18 protein-coding genes are annotated in these 20,389 nt (G+C 64.0%); 11 read left to right on the plus strand and 7 right to left on the minus strand.

From position 1 onward, the window contains the following. Positions 1 to 80: 80 nt before the first annotated feature. The 6 genes from DBR47_RS13895 (at position 81) to DBR47_RS13920 (ending at position 7,287) form a co-directional block, all read left to right on the plus strand. Positions 81 to 1,613: a UxaA family hydrolase gene (locus DBR47_RS13895; RefSeq protein ID WP_370454920.1), complete on the plus strand. Its 1,533-nt coding sequence runs from the start codon at positions 81 to 83 to the stop codon at positions 1,611 to 1,613. Positions 1,614 to 1,682: 69 nt separating this feature from the next. Beyond that, positions 1,683 to 3,518 (plus strand): thiamine pyrophosphate-binding protein, encoded by a 1,836-nt coding sequence (locus DBR47_RS13900; protein WP_124450972.1) that lies wholly within the window; start codon positions 1,683 to 1,685, stop codon positions 3,516 to 3,518. Positions 3,519 to 3,523: 5 nt separating this feature from the next. Next, the gene (locus DBR47_RS13905) at positions 3,524 to 4,639 is read left to right on the plus strand and encodes a hypothetical protein (protein WP_124450974.1); all 1,116 of its coding nucleotides are present in this window, start codon (positions 3,524 to 3,526) and stop codon (positions 4,637 to 4,639) included. Continuing rightward, positions 4,636 to 5,424 carry an inositol monophosphatase family protein gene (locus tag DBR47_RS13910; RefSeq protein ID WP_124450976.1) on the plus strand — a complete coding sequence of 263 codons (789 nt, stop codon included), beginning with the start codon at positions 4,636 to 4,638 and terminating at the stop codon, positions 5,422 to 5,424. The genes DBR47_RS13905 and DBR47_RS13910 overlap by 4 nt, the downstream gene beginning before the upstream one ends. Positions 5,425 to 5,431: 7 nt before the next feature. Then, entirely contained in the window at positions 5,432 to 6,223 is a 792-nt protein-coding gene (locus DBR47_RS13915; RefSeq protein ID WP_124450978.1) for a sugar phosphate nucleotidyltransferase, read from the plus strand. After that, complete coding sequence (locus DBR47_RS13920; RefSeq protein WP_231512303.1) at positions 6,220 to 7,287, plus strand: NAD(P)-dependent oxidoreductase; 1,068 nt, start codon at positions 6,220 to 6,222, stop codon at positions 7,285 to 7,287. The genes DBR47_RS13915 and DBR47_RS13920 overlap by 4 nt, the downstream gene beginning before the upstream one ends. Before the next feature lie 14 nt (positions 7,288 to 7,301). Here DBR47_RS13920 and DBR47_RS13925 read toward each other — a convergent pair whose 3' ends face one another. The 4 genes from DBR47_RS13925 to DBR47_RS13940 all read right to left on the minus strand — a co-directional run bounded on the left by DBR47_RS13925 (position 7,302) and on the right by DBR47_RS13940 (position 14,318). Next, on the minus strand, positions 7,302 to 8,663 hold the full coding sequence (locus tag DBR47_RS13925) for a TolC family protein (protein WP_124450980.1): 1,362 nt from the start codon (positions 8,661 to 8,663) through the stop codon (positions 7,302 to 7,304). 115 nt (positions 8,664 to 8,778) lie between these two features. Next, entirely contained in the window at positions 8,779 to 10,011 is a 1,233-nt protein-coding gene (locus DBR47_RS13930; RefSeq protein ID WP_124450982.1) for an HlyD family efflux transporter periplasmic adaptor subunit, read from the minus strand. Positions 10,012 to 10,076: 65 nt separating this feature from the next. Then, complete coding sequence (locus tag DBR47_RS13935; RefSeq protein WP_124450984.1) at positions 10,077 to 12,440, minus strand: type I secretion system permease/ATPase; 2,364 nt, start codon at positions 12,438 to 12,440, stop codon at positions 10,077 to 10,079. A gap of 15 nt (positions 12,441 to 12,455) precedes the next feature. After that, complete coding sequence (locus tag DBR47_RS13940) at positions 12,456 to 14,318, minus strand: acetylglucosamine transferase (protein WP_124450986.1); 1,863 nt, start codon at positions 14,316 to 14,318, stop codon at positions 12,456 to 12,458. Positions 14,319 to 14,675: 357 nt separating this feature from the next. Between DBR47_RS13940 and DBR47_RS13945 the strand changes: the two genes are divergently transcribed. The 5 genes from DBR47_RS13945 (at position 14,676) to DBR47_RS13965 (ending at position 17,782) form a co-directional block, all read left to right on the plus strand. Then, positions 14,676 to 15,170 carry a hypothetical protein gene (locus tag DBR47_RS13945; protein WP_124450988.1) on the plus strand — a complete coding sequence of 165 codons (495 nt, stop codon included), beginning with the start codon at positions 14,676 to 14,678 and terminating at the stop codon, positions 15,168 to 15,170. 16 nt (positions 15,171 to 15,186) lie between these two features. Further along, complete coding sequence (locus tag DBR47_RS13950; RefSeq protein WP_124450990.1) at positions 15,187 to 15,552, plus strand: hypothetical protein; 366 nt, start codon at positions 15,187 to 15,189, stop codon at positions 15,550 to 15,552. Positions 15,553 to 15,636: 84 nt separating this feature from the next. Continuing rightward, positions 15,637 to 16,644, plus strand: a complete 1,008-nt coding sequence (locus tag DBR47_RS13955; protein WP_124450992.1) for a D-2-hydroxyacid dehydrogenase family protein — start codon at positions 15,637 to 15,639, stop codon at positions 16,642 to 16,644. Continuing rightward, positions 16,641 to 17,213 (plus strand): chromate transporter, encoded by a 573-nt coding sequence (locus DBR47_RS13960; protein ID WP_124450994.1) that lies wholly within the window; start codon positions 16,641 to 16,643, stop codon positions 17,211 to 17,213. Before DBR47_RS13955 ends, DBR47_RS13960 begins: the two co-directional genes overlap by 4 nt. Then, positions 17,210 to 17,782, plus strand: coding sequence for a chromate transporter (locus tag DBR47_RS13965; RefSeq protein ID WP_197047063.1), 573 nt, complete (start codon positions 17,210 to 17,212; stop codon positions 17,780 to 17,782). The genes DBR47_RS13960 and DBR47_RS13965 overlap by 4 nt, the downstream gene beginning before the upstream one ends. Positions 17,783 to 17,830: 48 nt before the next feature. On the opposite strand, the gene upp is transcribed toward DBR47_RS13965, so the two are convergent. The 3 genes from upp to DBR47_RS13980 form a co-directional block, all read right to left on the minus strand. Beyond that, positions 17,831 to 18,463, minus strand: a complete 633-nt coding sequence (upp, locus tag DBR47_RS13970; RefSeq protein WP_124450996.1) for a uracil phosphoribosyltransferase — start codon at positions 18,461 to 18,463, stop codon at positions 17,831 to 17,833. 41 nt (positions 18,464 to 18,504) lie between these two features. Further along, positions 18,505 to 19,269, minus strand: coding sequence for a 23S rRNA (guanosine(2251)-2'-O)-methyltransferase RlmB (gene rlmB, locus DBR47_RS13975; RefSeq protein WP_124450998.1), 765 nt, complete (start codon positions 19,267 to 19,269; stop codon positions 18,505 to 18,507). A 149-nt stretch (positions 19,270 to 19,418) separates the two neighbouring features. Next, positions 19,419 to 20,171 (minus strand): DUF1624 domain-containing protein, encoded by a 753-nt coding sequence (locus DBR47_RS13980; protein WP_255420780.1) that lies wholly within the window; start codon positions 20,169 to 20,171, stop codon positions 19,419 to 19,421. Between the last annotated feature and the right edge of the window lie 218 nt (positions 20,172 to 20,389).

Genomic DNA, 20,389 nt, shown 5'->3' on the forward strand with positions numbered 1-20,389 from the left:
TTCGGCAAGACAGCAGGCTCGGCCCGGAGTTCAATACTGGCATGCGCTCGACAGCTCGTCGAGCCTGAACATGACCCAAGATGACAAGCTCCGCTTCAATCGCTCCGACCCTGCTGCTGCATCCTGCTGACGATGTCTTGATCGCCCGCGGCCAGCTGCTCGGCGGGCAGCAGGTGCATGGCATCACGGTGCGCGGACTGATTCCTGCTGGCCACAAGCTGGCCCGCCGGGCCATCAAGCAGGGCGAGCCCATCAAGCGCTACAACCAGATCATCGGCTTTGCCTCCCGGGCCATCGAGGCCGGCGAACATGTGCATACGCAGAACCTGGTGATGGGTGACTTTGCCCGCGATCTGGCCGTGGGCGTCGATGTGCAGCCCGAGCTGCCGCGCCAGCAAGCCCAGTTCATGGGCATCAAGCGCGCCAATGGCCAGGTGGCCACACGCAACTACATTGGCATCCTCTCCAGCGTCAATTGCTCGGCAACCGTGGCGCGCGCCATTGCCGATCATTTCAGCTTGCAGCGCGCCGACAGCCCCCTGCACCAGCACCCGCAGATCGACGGCGTGGTCGCCCTCACCCACGGCACCGGCTGCGCCATGGACGACCAGGGTCTGGGCATGCAAGTGCTGCGACGCACCTTGGCGGGATATGCCCGCCATGCCAACTTCGCCGCCATCCTGATCGTCGGCCTGGGCTGCGAATCCAACCAGATTGAAGCCTTGCTGAAGGCCGAGGATCTGCTGCCAGGCGCTTTGCTGCAGAGCTTCAATATCCAGAATGTGGGCGGCACCAGCGCTGCAGTGGCTCGGGGCATCGAGTTGATCCAAGGCTTTTTGCCCCTGGCCAATGCGGTGCAGCGCGAGCCCTGCAGCGCCGAGCATCTGATCGTGGGCCTGCAATGCGGGGGCTCGGACGGTTACTCCGGCATCAGCGCCAACCCCGCGCTGGGCAATGCCGTGGACCGCCTGGTGCGGCATGGCGGCACGGCCCTGCTCAGCGAAACCCCCGAAATCTACGGCGCCGAACACCTGCTGACCCGCCGCGCCATCAGCGCCGAGGTCGCCGCCAAGCTGGCCGAGCGCATCCGCTGGTGGGAGGGCTATGCCCAGCTGCATGGCGGCGAGATGAACAACAACCCCTCGCACGGCAACAAGGCCGGCGGCCTGACCACGATTCTGGAGAAGTCTCTGGGCGCGGTGGCCAAGGGCGGCACCAGCAATCTGGTCGATGTCATCGAGTACGCACAGCCGGTGCGCCGCCATGGCCTGGTCTTCATGGACTCACCGGGCTATGACCCGGTCAGCGCCACCGGCCAGGTGGCGGGCGGCGCCAATCTGATCTGTTTCACCACCGGCCGTGGCTCGGCCTATGGCTGCGCCCCGACCCCCTCGCTCAAGCTCGCCACCAATAGCGCGCTGTGGCAGCGTCAGGCCGACGATATCGACATCAACTGCGGTGAGATCGTCGACGGCAGCTGCAGCATCGAAGCCATGGGCGAGCGCATCTTCCAGGCCTTGCTGGACACGGCGAGCGGCCGCAAAACCCGCAGCGAGTTGCATGGCTACGGTCAGAACGAGTTCGCGCCCTGGCTGCTTGGCGCGGTGATGTAGGGCCAGAGCCCAGACCTCACCCATAACTGTGCATTTCAACGTCTCAATTCACCGACACTCTCAAGCCGTATGACCACCGACACGTCTTCGCCGCTCATCAAGGTCTCCGACTATGTGTGCTCGCGCATCCAGGAGCTGACCGGCTCCAAGCATGTCTTCTTGCTCTCGGGCGGCGGCATGATGCATTTGCTGGACAGTCTGGGCAGCAGCGAGCTGCAATCCTTTGCCCTGCACCATGAGCAGGCCGCCGGCATCGCAGCTTATGCCTACGGCCGCAGCCTCAACACCACCGGCGTGTGCTTTGCCACCTCGGGGCCCGGCGCCACCAATGTGCTGACGGCGGTCGCCGGCGCCTGGACGGACAGCGTGCCCATGCTCTTCATCTCGGGCCAGGTCTCCACCCTGTTCTCCCAGCGCCCCCAAGGCCTGCGTCAGCGCGGCTTCCAGGAGTTCAATATCGTCGACGTGGTGCAGCCCACCACCAAGTACGCGCAGTACGTCTCCGACCCCAAGGAGATTCGCTACGAGCTTGAAAAGGCTTGCTTCCTGGCCCGTGCCGGCCGCCCCGGCCCGGTCTGGTTGGACCTGCCGCTGGACATCCAAGCCGCCCGCATCGACCCCAGCAGCTTGCGTGGTTTTGATCCGGTGGCCGAAGGCTATGCAGACCTGAACCCCAAGCCCAGCCCGGCCCTGGTCGACTCCATCCTGAGCAAGCTCTCGCAAGCCAAGCGCCCGCTGATCATCCTGGGCCACGGCGTTTGGCTTTCTGGTGCCAAGAACGCGGCGCTGGCCTTGCTGGAGCAGTTGCAAGTGCCGGTGCAAACGACCTGGAACGCCATCGACCTGGTGCCCGATGAGCATCCGCGCTACTTCGGCCGCGCCAATGCCTACGGCCCGCGCTATGCCAATTTCGTGGTGCAAAACGCCGACTACATCCTCAGCATCGGCGCCCGCCTAGGCGTGCAACACACCGGCTACAACGTCGAAGCCTTTGCCCGCGAAGCCTTTCTCGATATGGTGGACCTGGACGAGGCCGAGGCGAGCAAGCCCTTCCTCAAGGTGGACCGCTTTTCGCGCTGCGATGCCGCGGCCTTGATCGATGGCCTGGCCCAGCAACTCAAGGCCCAAACCCTCGCCGCGCCCGCGGACTGGTTGGCCTACTGCCGCCGCATGCGCAGCCAGTACCCCGTCGCCCCGACCCTGGCCCAGGCCGGTGCCGAGAACTTTGTCGACCCCTATTTCTTCGTCGACGCGCTCAGCGATCTTGCGCCCGAGGACGCCCTCGTGCCCCTGGGCTCCTCGGGCACCTCTTTCACCGTCTCGGGCCAGGCTTTCAAGCCCAAAAAACACCAGCGCGTCTTTCACGCCAAGGGCATGGCGGCCATGGGTTATGGCATGCCCTCGGCCATCGGTGCCAGCGTGGCTTTTGGCAATAAACAAGCCATCACCTTGGTGGGCGACGGCGGCTTCCAGCTCAATATCCAGGAGCTGCAGACCATGGCCCACCACCAGCTGCCGGTGAAGATCTTTGTGATCAATAACAAGGGCTATCACGCCATCCGGGTCACGCAAGAAACCTATTTCCAAAACCGCTACGTGGCCTCCACCGCCGAGTCCGGCGTTTCCTTGCCGGAGCTGAAACGCATCGCCACGGCCTACCGCATCGCCTACCGTCGCATCTCGACGAATGGCGAGGTGCACGCACAGATTGAGGCCAGCCTGAAGCAGGCCGGCCCTGAAATCATCGAGGTGATGGTCGACCCGGCCAAGCACCTGATGCCCAAGCTGGGTTCCGCCATTCGCGCCGACGGCAGCATGGTGTCGCGCCCGCTGGAAGACCTGATGCCGCTGCTGGACCGGGAAGAGTTCCGGGCTAATATGTTTACCCAACCACTCGAGTGGTAACGACTATGAAAACCAAAGTACTTTTCATGGGAGCTGGCGCCATTGGGCGAGGCTACCTGCCTTGGACGCTGGACGAGAGCAAACACGAGTTTGTCTTCATCGACAGCAACCCCAAAATCGTCGAGCGCATGCGCCAACAAGGCAGCTACTCGACCTACCGGGTCAAGGACGAGGCCTATGAGCACAAGCGGGTGCAGGTCAAAGCGGCCTACACACCTGCCGAGTTCAGCCTAAGCGAACATCAGGACGCAGTCGCTTGCTTCTTCTCGGTCGGCCCGCGCAATGCGGAGAAGGCCGCGCTGCTGATGCAGGGGGCCAAGTTCCCGCTCATCATGTGCGAGAACGAGCCCGAGACCGTCACCGTGGCCAAGCGTGCGCTGGGGCATAGCAATATCTACTTCGCGGTGCCGGACGTCATCACCTCCAACACCGCGCCCGCCCATCTGCTTGAGCAAGACCCGCTGGCCATCACCACCGAAAACGGTGTGCAGTTCATCGAGCAAGGCCCCTTCGAGCTGCATGGCGAGATGACGCTGCTGCCGCGCGAAGAGCTGCTGCGCCACCAGTGGACACCCAAGCTCTATCTGCACAACACCCCCCACTGCATCACCGCCTATTTGGGCGCCTTGATGGGCTGCACCTATGTGCACGAGGCCATGGCCCACCCCAAGGCGGCCCAGCTGGTCGAGGGTGCGATGAACGAGATGCTGCAGGCCCTGAAGCTGCAATGGGACATCCCGCACGACTTCCTGGACTGGTATGCGCAGAAGGAGTTGTCGCGCTTCCGCTGCCAGCAGCTTTTCGACCCGGTGGCCCGGGTGGCGCGCGAGCCCTTGCGCAAGCTGGAGCTGCACGGCCGCTTGATCGGTGCCGCGCAGATGTGCCTGACCTTGGGTGTGCTGCCGCAAAACTTACTCAAGGGCATCGTCGGCGCCCTGCTGTTTGAGGACGTGCACGACCCCGACCACCATATCCGCATGATGCACGAGTCCATGCCCACCGCCGATTTCAACCGTTATGTGCTGGGCCTGCGTCCTGGCGAACCCCTGGATCTGATGCTGCAGGACAAGATGGCAGCCATCACCGCTGAGCTGCGCAGCCTGCCGAGGAGAACCGCATGAGCACCACGCTGGACCACAGCACGCTGATCAAGACCGCGCTGGAGGCCGTGCTGGCCGGTGCCAAACTGGCCGAGACGGCTGCCGCCAACGCCCAAAGCGCGCAGCAAAAAGAAAGCCTGCGCGACATCGTCACCCAGACCGATCTGCGCATCAGTGAACTGCTGATGCAAAGGCTGGCTGCCACCGGCTTGCCCGTGGTCTCCGAAGAGGCCGAGGCCCATGCCGCCGTGGCGGCCAAGCAGCTCTGGGTGGTGGACCCCATCGATGGCACGGTCAATTTTGCCCACGGCCTGGCGGCCTACGCCGTCTGCGCCGGCCTGGTCGACCAAGGCGAGTTCCGTCTGGGCGTAGTTTGCGCCCCCAAGCTGGACGAGCTTTACTTCACCCTCAACACGGAGAAGGCCTTGCTCAACGGCAGGCCCTTTGTCCACAGCCACCGCGCGCCGGACGAGGCCCTGGTGGCCGCCAGCTTCAGCGCCAAGGCGAGTGCCGCGCAATACGAGATGTTCCAGGCCGTCAACGACAGCACGCGGGGCTGCCTGCGCACCGGCAGCGCCGCCTTGAATGTGTGCTGGGCCGCGGCGGGCAAGCTGCAAGCGGCCTACGGCTTCTCGGCCAAGCTCTGGGACGTGGCGGGAGCCCTGGCCATCGCCCGTGCGGCGGGCTGCGAGCTGCGCCTGCATCGGCATGCCGATGGCCTGAGCGTGGACTACATCGTCGGCTCGCGCGAGGTGGTCGAACACCTGGCCCGGCTGGCGCAAGACAAGCAACTCTGGAAGCGCTGAGACCATCATGAGCAAGGCATTCAAAGAAGTACCAGTCGTCATCCTCTGCGGCGGCCAAGGCGTGGTTCTGGGCGAAGGTTCCACTCACCGTATCAACAAAGCCCTGGTGCAAATCAATGGCAAGCCGCTGTTCTGGTGGGTGCTGCTGCACTACGCCCAGCATGGCGCGCAAGACTTTTTGCTGCCCGTGGGCCTGCAGGCGGAGGAGTTCCAGCGCGTTCTGCGCGAGGACTTTGGCGCCAGCACCGACCCGACTCAGGCCGACAGCTACCAGCTCGACATCGCTGGCCAGCCCTGCCGTCTGCGCGTGCTGAGCACCCCGGTCGCCGCCAACACGGCTCAGCGCCTGCTGGCCTGCAAGCCTTGGCTGGCACACGCACCGCACTTTGCCCTGAGCTATTCAGACACGCTCAGCGAGGTCGATCTCAGCGCCGAGCTGGCCTTCCACAAGGCCCAAGGGACGGTCGCCACCCTGGTCTCCACCCAGTACCCGGTGCGCTTCCGCATCCTGGGCATGCGCCAGGGCGAAAGCCTGGTGCGGGCCTTCGCCCCCAAACCCGTGATCGAAGCGGCCGCCATCAACGGCGGCTATTACCTATTCAGCGCCAAGATTTGGGAGCCCGCTTTTGGCCTGGATGGCAATAGCGCTCTGGAAGCCGGCCCGCTGGACAAGCTGGCTGCCCAGCAGCAGCTGACCGCCTTCGAGCATCGCGGCCCTTGGCAGCATTGCGACGCGGAACGCGATCTGGCGCCGCTGAATCGCATCGCGCAAGCCCTGGCGGCGCAGACCAGCGCTTGAGCACAGCGTCCGCCTTGCGGCCCCTGAGTTCGCAGCAAATCGCCCTGCTGGACCACAGCGTCCAGCAGTTGCTGCCGCATTTGGACGCCGCCGCACTGCGCGGCAAACGGATATTCATCACCGGCGGCACCGGTTTTTTTGGGCTATGGCTGCTCAGCACCCTGGCTTGCCTGAATCGCCAGGCATGCGAGACCGAGGTCTGCGTGCTCTCACGCGACCCGCAGGCCTTTTTGGCCAAACATCCGCAGTTTCAAAGCCAGGCCTGGCTGAGTTTTGTGCCCGGCAATGTGCGTGATTTCAGCGCGCCCGCAGGGCGCCGGTTCGAGCTGCTGATCCACGCGGCCACCGAAACCTCAATGACGGCCCATGGCCGACCTTTGCAGATGTTTGAGGACATTGTGCTGGGCACCCGCCGCGTCATCGACATGGCCCTCGCCAGCGGCGTGCAGCGCATGCTGCTGGTCAGCTCGGGCGCGGTCTACGGCGTTCAACCCAGCCATCTGGAGCGCCAGCCCGAAGACTCGGCCCTGGCCTGCGACCCCTTGCTAACGTCCAACGCCTACGGCGAAGGCAAACGCGTGATGGAGTTGATGGGCGCGATGTGCCAGCAAAGCCATGGCATCGAGTCCGTGGTGGCGCGCTGTTTCGCCTTCTCCGGCCCTGGCTTGCCGCTGGACGCGCATTTCGCCATCGGCAATTTTGTGCGCGACGCGCTCTGGGCCGATGAGATCCGCGTGCAAGGCGATGGCACGCCCATGCGCTCCTATCTTTTTGGGGCCGATCTGGCCGTGTGGTTGCTGCAATTGCTCAGCCACGGCCAGGCTGGCCTGGCCTACAACGTCGGCAGCGACGAAAGCCTGAGCATCGCCGACCTGGCGCATCGGGTGCGCGACTGCCTGGCACCCGGCAAACCGGTTCGCATCCTGCAGCCGCCCAGCGGCCTGGCCTTGAAGCGTTATGTCCCGGCGATTGAGCGCGCCCGCGCCCTGGGCCTGGCCCCTTGGACTTCTCTGCCCGAAGCGCTGCGACTCAGCGCCCAGTACGCGCAGCAGCCAGCGGGCTGAGGCCCGCCCGGAGTTCAGCGCAGCGGCGTCATCACGCCGCGCCCTTGCGACCACATGATGGCCACCACCTGCTGGGCGTCGTAGATGGCGTTCACATGGGCGATGCGCATGGAGTAGTAGTCGCCCTCGGCCGCCATCACATCGAAGAGCGAGCGACGTCCCAGTTGCTGCCATTGCTGCAGCGTCGAGGCACGCACCCGGTCGCTGTTACGCAGAATCTCCACGATGCGACGCGCGCGGTCCAATGCCGAACCCGCCGCCTCGTGCATCTCCAGCACGCGATAGCGCTTGGACTCGATGGCCTCATCGCGCTGCAGGTTGGCGGACTGGGCCCGGCGCAGGGCCGAGGTCAGGGCCGCATCCGCACCCGGCTGATAAAGCGGGATATTGAGGCTGACGCCGCCCTGCCAATCGGTCTGGCGGCTTTGCCCGGCCGAGGTCGAGCCGCTGACCAGCAAGTTGACACTAGGCTTTTGCCCGGCCTGAACCGACTCGGCATAGTTGTACTGCGCCTTGGCCTGAGCGGCGGCTTGAGCCACATCCGCCGCCAGCAGCACATCGGCCTGCATTTGATTCACATCCGGCACGGTGGTCAGCACCGAACTCATGGAGGAACTGCGCGGTAGATCGTCGCCGACAAAACGGCGCAGCCTCACCTCCGTCTGGCGCAGCGCCGAGACGGTTTGTTCGTAGGACAGCTCGGCCTGCTGCATGCTTTTTTGCGCCTGCACCAACTCGCTGGCCCGGCCTTTGTCGGCCTTGGTGATGGTTTCCAAGGCTTCCACCAAACAGCTCATCTTGCGCACGTACTGGCCGTAAACCTGGGCCTGCAATTGGTAGCGCCCGCGGTCCAGAGCCAGGGTCACGGTTTGCAGTGCCAATTGCTCCTCCGCACTGCTCTGGCCAAAACGGGCCGCCTCGGCCAGTTGCTGGCGCCACTCGGTCAATTTGCCGATGCGGCCAAAGTCGTACAGCGGTGCGCTGATGCTCAGCGAGCCTTTACCCAGCATGCCTCGCGAAATCGTTTCGCCCCGGTCCATCAAACCGCTATAGGCCAGCGTCCCTCCCAGGGCCACCGTGGGCAAGCGCTGTGCCTTGGTTTCGGCCAAATCGGCTTCGGCCGCCTGGGCCAACAAGCGCACGGCGCCAATGGGGCGGCTGCGCGACAAGGCGGTTTGCACCAGCTCTTGCAGCTTCACGCGGGGATCGACCTGGCTGGTCTCCAGCAGGCTGGCATCGCGCGGCGGCGGGGTCAGGGTCGTGCCGTCCTGATCGCTGCAACGCTGCTGGGCAGGGGCTGCGCCGCTGAAAACAAGCGTCAGCGAGACCAGGGCCAAGCGGCTCAAAGATGGCAGGAGGTGTGATGCGTGAGGCATGATGGGGCGCAGCAGAGCTGGGAATTTCGGAGAGACTGGCTACCCCCGTACTACATCACGCCGGCAAACTTTCGAAGCGCCGATTAAGCCACCCCCTCAGGCGCATATACGCGCTTCAGCGCTCCCGCATGGCTTCGCGCGACTTCAGCATCGGGCGCAGCAAATAGCTCAACACCGAGCGCTCGCCCGTGCGGATCTCCACCATGGCCGTCATGCCGGGAATCACCGGCAAGGCATCGGCCTTGCCCTCAACACCGTCTTTCCTGCGGCCAATCAAATGGCTTCGATCCGCGGCAATCACGGCGCGGTAGTAAGTGCCCTCGCCGCCCTTGTCGGCCTCGCCGAGAGCGTCGGGACTGATGTACTCGATCTTGCCCTCCAGCCCGCCATGCACGTTGTAGTCATAGCCGGCCAGCTTGATGATGGCCGATTGGCCCAGCTGCACAAAACCGATGTCCTTAGGCTTGATGCGGGCCTCCACCATCACCCGCGGCCCCAGGGGCACGATTTCCATGATGGGCGAGCCGCTGGGCACCACCCCACCGACGGTGTTGATGCGAATATTTTTGACCAGGCCGCGCAGGGGCGACTTCAGCAGCGTGTGCTTCATGGTGTCGTCCCGCACCACCATCTGCTCATCCATCTGCGCCAGCTCGTTCTGGGCGCGAGACAACTCGGCGCTGGCATCTTGCCTCGCGCGGCTGATGCGCTCATTGCGCTGCTGCTGAAGCTCGTTCATCTGCCGGTTCAAGCGCATCACCTCGACGTCGGACATCAAGCCTTTGGCGGCCATGTCCTGCGCCATCTTCAGTTCGCGCCCCACCAGGCTGGCGCTGCGATTCATACTGGCGATGGCCTCGTCCAACACCCGGCGGCGGGCCTCCAAGACCTCGGTCTCGGCCGCCGTGATGCGCGGAACCTCCAGGACTTCGGGCGGGAACACGGGTGCGCGGCCCGTCGCCTCGGCCTTCAGCCTTGCCACTTGCGCCAGCAAGGCAAGGCGTTTGACCTGGCTTTCATTTTGAGCAGCTTCGGCCCGCGTCGGATCCATCTGGGCCAAGGGCTGGCCGGCTTCAACCTCCTCACCCTCGCGCACAAAGAGTTTGCTCAAGAGCCCACTCTCCAGGCTGGCAATGATTTGCTCCTTGCCATCGGGCACGATACGGCCCTGGCTACGTGTCACCTCATCCACTTTGGCCAAGGCGGCCCAGGCGATGGCCACGACCAGAACCACCAACAAGAGGTAGAGGGCCCAAACCGCGCGTGGCAGGGGCTCGTCGATCAAGGCCGCCTGCACGCCGTTGACGAACAAACCCTCTTCGCGGCTGAGGCTGCGTTCAGCGGCCATGGCGGGGCCTCCCTTGCAAAGGGGGGAGGCAAGCAAAAGCAAAATCCTGCACTGTATTCATATCATCACACCGAAGCCGAGCGTTGCACCGGCTGAGCGGCAGGATGCATATGCACATCGGCCTGGCCTTGTTGAGGCGGCGGCGTGGAGCGAACGCCCGACAAGGCGGCCAGCACCTGGTCGCGTGGGCCGTCCAGCACCAGGCGACCGCCGTCGACCACAATCACCCGCGTCACCAGCTCCAACACGGCCGGCCGGTGCGTCACCACCAGCAAGGTGCAGCTGCCGGCGGCATCACGCAGCTGGCGCAAAAACGCCATTTCCGACTGGGCATCCATGGAGCTGGTGGGCTCGTCCATCAACAAAATCTGCGGCTTGCTCACCAGGCTGCGCGCCAGCGCCACCAACTGACGCTGCCCCCCCGACAACATGCCGCCCATTTCGCCCACCTGCAAATCCCAGCCCAGGGGATGTTGGGCCACGACGCGATCCAGACCGGTCAGCTTGGCCACTTCCACCAAACGCTGAGCGTCGATGTGGCGGCCCATCAGCACGTTGTCACGCAAGGTGCCGTGGAATAGGCGCGGCTCTTGCGAAACAAAACCCACCCGGCCGCGGAACTCGGCCGGGTCGACCTGGCGCAGGTCAATGCCGTCGACCTCGACCATGCCCTCGGTCGGCTGATACAAACCCGCGAGCAAGCGAAGAATCGTGGACTTGCCACTGCCGATGCGGCCCAGCACGGCGATGCGTTCGCCCTCGTTCACACGCAGGGTGATGTTCTTCAAGACCTTGGGTGCCGCGCCATCGCTTTGCGCCGGATAGGCAAAACCCACATCGTTGAGCGCCATGCGACCGCTGATCTGGTTCAAGGGCACGTAATTGCGATCACTCTCACGTTCGGTCGGCGCGCTCATCACCGAGTTGAGCGAGAGCATGGCTGCGCGCGCGCCCTGGTAGCGGGTGGCCAGGCCCACCAGGCTGCTCAAAGGCATGGTGGCCCGGCCAGCGAACATCACCGCGCCAAGCAGGGCACCGGCCGTGATCTGTCCCTCTTGAATCAGGTACACCCCCCAAACCAGCATCACCAGATTGATGAACTGCTGCATGGTCATGGCGATATTGGTGCTCCAACTCGACATGGTGCGAGCGCGCAGCGCGGACTCCGCAGCAATGGCCGTGCTGGTTTCGTAGCGGCGCAGAAAGCGGCCCTCGGCGCCCGAGGTCTTCAAATCTTCCAAGCCTTCGATGGCCTCGACCAAGGTGCCCTGCAAATCGGCCATCTCGGTCATATTGGTGCGCATGGCGCGGCGCAAACTGCTTTGGATTAGCAGACTCAGGCCCACGATGAGCGGGATCGCCAGCACCAAGACCCAGCCCAGCGGGCCGCCAATCACAAACGTCATGGCCACGAAGATCAGCACAAAGGGCAGATCGGTCAGCGCCGACATGGTGGCCGAGGTGAAGAAGTCGCGCACCACCTCGACCTGGGCCAGGTAATGCGCATAGGAGCCCGCCGAGGCCGGCTTGTGTTCCATGCGCACGCCCAGGGTTTGGCGGAACAGCTTGGCACCGATGATGAGATCGGCCTTGCGTCCGGCCAAATCGATCAGATGGCTGCGCAGCTGACGCGAGAACAGGTCAAACAAGAGCGCCAGGGCGGCCCCCACGGCCAGGGTCCACAAGGTGACGATGGCTTGATGCGGGATCACCTTGTCGTAAATCACCGAGGTGACCAGGCCCGACACCAGCATCAGCACATTGCTCAACAAGGCCGCCAACATGGCGGAGCGGTAATAGGGCACGAAGCGTTTGAGCGTCCCCCACAGCCAGTGATCCCCGCTAGGCCTGAGCAGAGGCTCTTCGCGCGGATTGCGGGTATGGGCTTGCGACTGTTCCTGCGGTGACACCACCAGCACAAAGCCGCTGTACTCGGGCTCTAGCTCGGCGGTCGTGGCGGCGCAAGCGGCCGCCTCCGGACCAGGGAAAACGACTTCATAACGCCCGCCACCCTCGGCACCTTCGTCCAGGCGCTTGACCAGCACGCAGGCATCGCCCTCGTTCAAGAGCAATACCGCGGGCAGCAGCAGCGGGTTGATTTCGTCAATCGACTTGCGCAGCAAGCCAGCGTTGTAGCCCGCCTCGCGCATCACGCGCAGGGCTTGATCCGGCGCCAAGGGCCCGTCCACAGGCGCACCGGCACGCAGGGATTCGCCCGAACGCGCGCGGCCATGGTGGCGGGTCAACCAGGCCAGGGCCTCGAGCAGGGGGTCGCCAATGGGCTGCTCGGCCAGACTGGCCAAGGGATCCACCGCGACGGGTGCGGCTTCGACCGAGTTGTCCGCAGCCAAGCGCAAGCCCTTGGGGCCAGCACCCGGCTTGCCGTCAAAAAAGGGATCGTGGCGCGATGGCACGCTGGACCTTTGCATTGAGAAAAAACTTCATCACACCCGCTCTCGCTGCCGCTGAGCCAGGGCAAGTTTCTCGAACTCGCCTTCTAGATCGCGCACAAGTGCAGGGATATCGAACAGGGCAGATTGTCGGCCTTGCTCGCGCAAGTAACGCTTATAAGACGCGGCACGCCCTGGGTTTTGGCCAATTTGCACCGCTCTTTGCTCATATTCGGCCAGGCTGAAGGTGATCAGGTCGGGCAGACCCACGGCATTCAGCAGGCTGCCGGCCATGCGCGAGATATAGCTGCGCCCGGCACGGGTCAAGATCGGTAGCCCCGCCCACAGGCAATCGCTGGCCGTGGTGCCGGCGTTGTAGGGAAAGGTGTCGAGGAAGAGATCGGCCAATTGGAAGCGCGCCAGATAGTCCGGCGGCGCCACCCGCGGCGCGAAGATCAGCCGTTCCGCTGCCACCCCCTGCGCGGCCGCCATCTTGAGCATATTGGCCTTGGCCCATTCGTTGTCGGCCAGCAGCCAAAGCACGCTCTTGTCGACCTGGGCCAGCACCCGCATCCAGCTGGCGAAAACATCTTCGTTGAACTTGTGGTTGTTGTTGAAGGAGCAGTAGACGAAGGCGTCCTCTGGCAATTGGTATTGCGCCCGCGTGGGCATGGCCCCCATCTCGCGCTGGCGGTCGCTGACCTGATAGCTGTGCGGCAGGTAGATGGGCTTCTCGGTGCAGAAGGGCAGGTACTCGGGCGGCATCACAAAGCGGTCGGCAACGATCCAGTCCACCCCCGGCAGGGCCGAGGTTGCGGGCAGGCCCAGATAGCCCACCTGAATCGGGGCCGGCCGGTAGGCCAGGATATTGGGTCGGGCACCGCTGGTCAGACCCTGCAAATCCACCAGCACATCGATGCCGGCGGCAGCGATCATCTCCGCCGCCGCACGGTCGTCCACCTGATGCAGGCGCACATGGTGGTCCATGGCCTTCAGAATGCGGGCACGCAAGGGCGTGCCGTCATCCCGGCTCCAGTCGAAGGCGAAGAGTTCGAAACGGCTGGCATCGTGCAACTCATACAACTCGGCCGTCAGCAGACCGACGGCATGCATGCATAAATCGCCCGATAGATAGCCGATGCGGATCCGCCCTTCCCTGCGTTTGCCGCTCAGTTGGTGCAGGGGCGGGCCCGCGTACTTGACGACTTTTTCATTCACAAAGCGCTGAGCCACCATGAGCTGCAAGGCCGGGTCATCGCTATAGCTGAGCATGGCCAGCAAGGAGGTGTTGACCAGGAGCTGATTGACCGTGACCTCCCCGACCGGCTGATAGACCGGCCAGGCGCATTGCTTCTGGCGAATGTGAACATAGTGCTGCAGCACATCGCCCTGGTCGGGCTTGAGTTCCAGCACCTGCCTCATCTGCGCTTCGGATTCTTGGTAGCGCTTTTGTTGCTCAAGCAGCCGAGCCCGGTTCTTCATGGCGTGCAGGCGCAACTCCATCGGGTCGGTGCCCAGGATGCCGACCTGGCTGCGATCGTTCGCCGCTTCAGCCCAGGTCTGCAAGGCCTCGTCCACCCGTCCCAGATGCTCTAACTGATGCCCTAGATTGACCCGTGCCTGCAAAAAATCGGGCTTGATGGCCAAGGCTTGCAAATAGACGGCTTCCGCCTCGGCGTGCTTGCGAATATTGCCCAGGATGGAGCCCATGTTGTAGAGCGCCACGACCTTGAGCGGCCCCTCTTCCTTGCGCAACCAGGCGGCGTACAGCTCGCAGGCGAGTTCGCCCAGACCGCGCGCATGTAACTGGCCAGCACGACTCATCAACTCGCCCAATGGCAGCTGCGATTGTTCACAGCGGAGCAGCAATTGCTGCCATTCCGCCTCCAAATCCGCGGGAATGCTCAATGTTTTCATGCTGGGCGAAGCAAGGTCCATGGCAGTGCGAGCCTGTGTCAAAGAGTGGCGAACTCAGGCGGGACGAAAAGTCGCCCACCTGGGTCGAGGTCGACCCAACAGGGTCCCCTGCTTCGATTCTGCAGTGAGCAGGCTGCGCAGGATCGCCGCAATTGGCCGCATCCAAGGGCCTATTTCCCTACTTGCGCAACCCACAGGTTGGCGCCCGAACCAGTGCTTGCGCCAACTTGAGCGGGATTTGCCAGCTCTTGCCCTTGCATTTCAAGGTTTCATGTCCGGGCCGCCCTGATCAGAATGGTTTCACCTCTGTAGGAGGAGGGAGCGTCCGAACCCGGTCGCTGTTTAGAAAGCAAAAAAATGTTGAATGTCCTTCTGACCCGTTGGGCCAGGCGACGCGCAGCGTCCCTGCATCGCATGCAAGCCAGCGGCCGGCACAGCAGCCAGCCGGGTCCCAGCCATCTGAACAGCCGCACACACAGCATGCCGCCGGGCCGCTCCGCCCCTGCACCCGACTCCATCTGGCAAAGCCTGCTGCGCTGGATGCCCGGCGAAGCCGACCCTTGGGCCGGCAAACCCAGCCCAACACGCGGCCCGGGCTTGCTGAACAATCTGACCGCAGCACGGGCCCAGTTCCAGGCCTGTATGCAAGGCCTCAGCGGCGACACCATCGACGAGTTGCAGCGCAGCGTGCAACGCAGCCGCAGCCTGCGCGATCTCTGGCATCTGCGCACCTGGCTTTACACCGAGGTGGCACGCGCCTTCTCCCAGCAAGAAGCCGAACGCCGCTTGCAAGAGCTCAATGCCCTCTTCCTGGCCAGCGCGCATGCGCAGGCCACGGCCAAGCGGCACTGAGTCAGGCCCACCACTTATGACGGCCCCCATCATGCTGCTGACCCTGCGCGAGATTCCCAAGTTTCCGCCCCCCTGGGGCTATGCCAGCGCCAATCGGCCCGAGGAGCGGCGCGGCCGCCGTCTGGCCAGACAGGGTTTTGTGACCCTAAAGCTGGTGTTCTTGCGCGCCGCCGCCGACATCCCCGGTGAAACCGGCCAAGAGCTGCAGCGCCGCATCCGCCAGTCCAGCGAGCCTATCGAGCTGTGGCTGCTGCGGGCCCAGGTGCAGGCCGCTCTGCCCGAGGACGAGGGCCGCAGCAGCGGTCATGTGGCCGCCATACGCCATGCCCTGGCCAGCGTCTACCCGGTGGGCAGCCCGCTGGCAGATGACGGCTTGCGCTGAGTCCTTCTGAGCCTGCCTCAAGCACAGCTTTTTGCGGCCCCGGCCGAGCGGCCCTGCAGATCAGGGCAAAATGCTCGGCACACCATGAATATCACAATCCTCGACGACTATCAGGATGCGGTTCGCAAGCTCCGCTGTGCAGCCAAGCTTGAGCATCTCAATGCCAAGGTATTCACCAACACCGTCAAAGGCATAGGCCAGTTGTCGGTGCGACTGCGGGACGCAGAGGTGCTGGTCTTGATTCGCGAACGCACGGCCTTCCCCCGCCAATTGCTGGAAAAACTGCCCAAGCTCAAGCTGATCGCGCAGACCGGCCGGGTGGGCGCCCATATCGACGTCGAGGCCTGTACCCGCTTGGGCATCGCGGTGGCCGAGGGCACGGGCTCACCCACGGCGCCGGCCGAGCTGACCTGGGCTCTGATCATGGCCGCCATGCGCCGCCTGCCCCAGTACATCGGCAATCTCAAACACGGGGCCTGGCAACAGTCGGGCCTCAAATCGGCCTCCATGCCGCCCAATTTTGGGGTCGGCATGGTACTCAAGGGCAAGACTCTGGGCCTCTGGGGCTATGGCCGCATCGGCCAGTTGGTGGCCGGCTATGGCAAGGCCTTTGGCATGCAGGTCTTGGTTTGGGGCAGCGAGGCCTCACGCCTGCGCGCCTCGGCCGATGGCCATACGGCGGCAGAAAGCCGCGAAGCTTTCTTTGCCAATAGCGATGTGCTGAGCCTGCATCTGCGCCTGTGCGAGGCCACCACGGCCCTGGTGACACCGGAAGACCTGGCGCGCATGAAACCCACCGCCCTCTTCGTCAACACCTCGCGCGCCGAGTTGCTCAGCGAAGGCGCCCTGGTCTCAGCCCTGAACCGCGGCCGGCCCGGCATGGCCGCCATCGATGTATTCGAAACCGAACCGGTGCTGCAAGGCCACCCCTTGCTGCGCATGGAAAACGCCGTCTGCACCCCACATCTGGGCTATGTGGAGCAGGACAGCTACGAGCTCTACCTCAATGCTGCCTTCGACAATGTGCTGAGCTATATCCGCGGTGAACCCAGCAATATCGTCAATCCCGAGGCCCTGAAGGTCTTGCGTTGACGCCTCCCCTGCCACCCTCTCCCCGCCCCGCCTCGCTGTGGGCCTTGTACTGGGCCTTCAACCGCCTGGCCTTGCAAGGCTTTGGCGGCGTGCTGGCCGTGGCCCAGCGTGAGTTGGTGGAACGCCTGGGCTGGATGACACAGGAAGAGTTCGTCGAGTCCCTGGCCGTGGCCCAGGTGCTGCCCGGGCCCAATGTGGTCAATCTCTCGCTGATGATTGGGGACCGCTTCTTCGGCATACGCGGCGCCTTCACCGCTCTGGCCGGAATGCTGCTGCTGCCCTCCATCCTGGTGCTGAGCATGGCGGCCGCCTACGGCCAGGTGGCCCAGCACCCCATGGTCAGCGATGCCTTGCGTGGCATGGGCGCCGTCTCGGCCGGCCTGATCCTGGCCACCGGACTCAAGCTCGTGCCCTCCCTGCGCAGCAGCCCCATGGGCGCCGTGCCGGCCTGGGCCCTGGCCTTTGTGACCCTGCTGGCGATTGCCGTGGCGCGCCTGCCCCTGGCCTGGGTGCTGGCGGTGCTGGCGCCGCTGGGCATGTGGGCGGCTTGGCGAGGGCTGAAGAAATGAGCGCCCAATTTCTGCATCAGTTGCTGTATGAGTTGCCGCCCGAGTTGCTGCCGCTGTTTCTGCACTTTTTGACGCTGTCGCTGCTGTCGATAGGCGGGGCCATCTCGACGGCGCCGGAAATGCACCGCTTTCTGGTGGGCGATCAGCATTGGCTCAGCGACACCCAGTTCACCAATTCCATCGCCCTGGCCCAAGCCGCACCGGGGCCCAACATCCTCTTCGTGGCCGTGCTGGGCTGGAATATCGCCGGCCTGGCCGGCGCATTCGCGGCCATGGCGGGCATCATGCTGCCCTCCACCACCTTGGTGCTGGCCGCCACCCGCTGGGCCCAGCGCAACAAGGACAGCTTGGGTGTGCGCGCCTTCAAGGCCGGCATGGCACCCATCACCCTGGGGCTGTTGATCGCCACCGGCTGGGTGTTGGCCGAGCCCTATTTGCGCGAACCCGCGCAACGTTGGGCCACCGTGGCCTTGATGAGCGCCACGGTCGCGCTGACGCTCAAGACCCGCTTGAGCCTGGTGTGGATGGTGCTCGCGGGCGGCGCGCTGGGGGCGTTGGGCTGGGTTTGATCCGGCACTCGCAGGGCCGAAAAAAGGCGGCTTGAGAGCCGCCTTTCATCAACCTTCCTTGGTACCGAAGATCTTGTCGCCCGCATCCCCCAAGCCCGGGATGATGTAGCCATGTTCGTCCAGATGGCTGTCGATGGTGGCCGTCCAGCAGCGCACATCGGGGTGGGCATCATTCAAGGCCTTGACGCCTTCGGGCGCGGCCACCAGCACCAGGGCGCGGATGTCTTTGCAACCCCGGCGTTTGAGCAGATCGATGGTGGCGACCATGGAGCCGCCGGTGGCCAGCATGGGGTCCACGATCAGGGCGGTGCGCTCCTCGAGCTGGCCGACAAAGCGCTCAAAATAATGCACGGGCTGCAGGGTCTCGTGATCGCGAGCCAGGCCCACGACGCTGATCTTGGCGTTGGGGATCATGTCCAGCACGCCATCCAGCATGCCTAAGCCCGCACGCAGAATTGGCACCACCGTGACCTTGCGGCCGGCGATCTGGTCCACCTCGGTGGGGCCGCTCCAGCAGTCAATCGTGGTCTTTTCCAGCGGGAAATCGGCCGTGGCCTCGTAGGCCAGCAGTCGCGCCACTTCACCGGTCAGTTCGCGAAACTTCTTGGTGGAGATATCGGCCTCGCGCATCAGGCCGATCTTGTGTTTGACGAGGGGGTGCTGGACTTCGAGGACGGCCATGATCTGTTCTTCTTGGAAAAAGGGAGGGAGAGGAAGCGGAATTATCCCTTGCTTGCGAGCTTGGCCGCCGCTGCTGCACGCTGGCGCGCCACCTCAAACAGGCAAACCCCGGCCGCCACCGAGACGTTCAGGCTCTCCACCGAACCGGCCATGGGGATGCGCACCAACTCATCACAGGTCTTGGCCGTCAGCTGACGCAGGCCGTCACCCTCGGCACCCAGGACCAGGGCCACCGGGCGGTTCAGGTCCAGGTCGTAAATGGATTTTTCGGCCTGGTCGGAGGTGCCCACCACCCAGACGTCGAATTCCTTCAACTCATTCAAGCTGCGCGCCAGATTGGTCACCATCACATAGGGCACGGTCTCGGCCGCACCGCTGGCCACCTTGGCCACCGTCGCGTTCAGGCCCACGGCATGGTCCTTGGGAGCGAACACGGCTTGCGCACCGGCGCCGTCGGCCACCCGCAGGCAAGCGCCCAGATTGTGCGGATCGGTGACGCCGTCCAGCACCAAGAGCATGGGCATGCCCTGGATGTTCTCCATCACATCGTCAAAGCTGTGCGCCAGGGCCACGGCCTGCACGCGGGCGACGACGCCTTGATGACGGCTGGTGCCGGCGATCTTGGCCAGACGCTCATCGTCGCTTTCCACCAGCTTGGCGCCAGCGGATTTGACGCGTTCGATGAACTGCTTCATGCGTTGGTCGCGCCGGGTGGCGTCGACATGGATCTCGCTGATCGAGGTCGGGTGCGTCTTCAGGCGCACGGTCACGGCATGGAAGCCGAAAAGGATTTTGTTGGAACTCATGCGCGCATCGTAGCGGCTGTGCAGTAACTCAGGCCCTGGGCGACACAAGAAAACCGATGAATTTGGGTCCAAGGCAAGGCGTGCACCGCAGCCATAGCCGCAGCTATGGCGAGGATGCGCAACGCAGGATTGGGGCCAAAGTCGCGGTTTTATGTCGCCCAGGGCCTGAGGTACTGCACCAACGTAAGAAGTCCGATCAAGACAGGCTGATGAATCATGTAAAAACTCAATGACCATCGGCCCAAAACGGCCAGAGGCTCAAAAATCTTCGGCAAACCACCCGACAAAAGTAGGCTGTGCTTGGCCAGCAACCAGCGCGCCAGGGCAAAGCCCCACAACATCACACCCAGCCAGGGCAGCACCGGCACAAAGTCCTCGGTGATGGGCTTGTGGGTGACCAGGCCCAGCCAGTTGGTCCAGCGCGAGTCAAAAAAGGGATGGCTGAACAAGCTGGGCAAAGCCAAGGCCAAGGCGCCGAGCCCAACGGCCAGCCAATTGGAAAGCCGTGGCCCGGCCAGGCGCAGGATCAGCAGCATCACCGCCATGCCGTGCAAGACACCAAAGCTGATGAAGCTGCGCGGATACATCAGCCAAGAGCCTAAGGACACTGCCAAGGCGCAACCCGCGACCTGGGCCCAGCGGCGCCAAAAGCGCGGCCAACTCAGGCCTTGATGCAGGGCCAGGGCCTGACCCATGCCGGCACAGAGCAGAAACAGGCTCACAATGACTGTGCGCTGGCCGGTCCAGACCGGGTCGCGATAGAAGTCCTGCTGTATCCAGCCGAAGTGATTCAGATCGAAGGCGAAATGAAAACAAGCCATCCAGACGACGGCGGCACCGCGCAAGGCGTCAAGTCGCTGCTGCCTGGCCGCGCCTGAGCTGAGAGAATTTCGGGAGCTCAATGAAGAAGGCCTTGCTGGCGAAGGCTTTGAAACAAGGTGGGGCAGTCTAACCCTCAGCCAACTCTAGGAGTCTGTCGGACTTGGAATCCGCCGGCGCAAAATCGGCCGCAGCGGCCCATTTCTCACCGGCTTTTTGCCCCATAGCCTAGCTATGTGGCTGCAAATCCGGCAAGAACTGGCCTCGCTGGGGCCGATTTCCGCTTTCGGCGGCCCAAGTC

Origin of the sequence: Paucibacter sp. KBW04 (assembly GCF_003852425.1) — a bacterium.
Lineage (GTDB): Bacteria > Pseudomonadota > Gammaproteobacteria > Burkholderiales > Burkholderiaceae_C > Paucibacter_A.

What these genes read in the sequence shown, in the direction of transcription:
- upp (WP_124450996.1), bottom strand. Translation starts at nt 18,463, where the DNA reads ATGGCCGTCCTCGAAGTCCAGCACCCCCTCGTCAAACACAAGATCGGC.
- rlmB (WP_124450998.1), bottom strand. Translation starts at nt 19,269, where the DNA reads ATGAGTTCCAACAAAATCCTTTTCGGCTTCCATGCCGTGACCGTGCGC.
- DBR47_RS13935 (WP_124450984.1), bottom strand. Translation starts at nt 12,440, where the DNA reads ATGCAAAGGTCCAGCGTGCCATCGCGCCACGATCCCTTTTTTGACGGC.
- DBR47_RS13910 (WP_124450976.1), top strand. Translation starts at nt 4,636, where the DNA reads ATGAGCACCACGCTGGACCACAGCACGCTGATCAAGACCGCGCTGGAG.
- DBR47_RS13950 (WP_124450990.1), top strand. Translation starts at nt 15,187, where the DNA reads ATGACGGCCCCCATCATGCTGCTGACCCTGCGCGAGATTCCCAAGTTT.
- DBR47_RS13945 (WP_124450988.1), top strand. Translation starts at nt 14,676, where the DNA reads ATGTTGAATGTCCTTCTGACCCGTTGGGCCAGGCGACGCGCAGCGTCC.
- DBR47_RS13955 (WP_124450992.1), top strand. Translation starts at nt 15,637, where the DNA reads ATGAATATCACAATCCTCGACGACTATCAGGATGCGGTTCGCAAGCTC.
- DBR47_RS13900 (WP_124450972.1), top strand. Translation starts at nt 1,683, where the DNA reads ATGACCACCGACACGTCTTCGCCGCTCATCAAGGTCTCCGACTATGTG.
- DBR47_RS13930 (WP_124450982.1), bottom strand. Translation starts at nt 10,011, where the DNA reads ATGGCCGCTGAACGCAGCCTCAGCCGCGAAGAGGGTTTGTTCGTCAAC.
- DBR47_RS13905 (WP_124450974.1), top strand. Translation starts at nt 3,524, where the DNA reads ATGAAAACCAAAGTACTTTTCATGGGAGCTGGCGCCATTGGGCGAGGC.
- DBR47_RS13965 (WP_197047063.1), top strand. Translation starts at nt 17,210, where the DNA reads ATGAGCGCCCAATTTCTGCATCAGTTGCTGTATGAGTTGCCGCCCGAG.
- DBR47_RS13915 (WP_124450978.1), top strand. Translation starts at nt 5,432, where the DNA reads ATGAGCAAGGCATTCAAAGAAGTACCAGTCGTCATCCTCTGCGGCGGC.
- DBR47_RS13895 (WP_370454920.1), top strand. Translation starts at nt 81, where the DNA reads ATGACAAGCTCCGCTTCAATCGCTCCGACCCTGCTGCTGCATCCTGCT.
- DBR47_RS13940 (WP_124450986.1), bottom strand. Translation starts at nt 14,318, where the DNA reads ATGAAAACATTGAGCATTCCCGCGGATTTGGAGGCGGAATGGCAGCAA.
- DBR47_RS13925 (WP_124450980.1), bottom strand. Translation starts at nt 8,663, where the DNA reads ATGCCTCACGCATCACACCTCCTGCCATCTTTGAGCCGCTTGGCCCTG.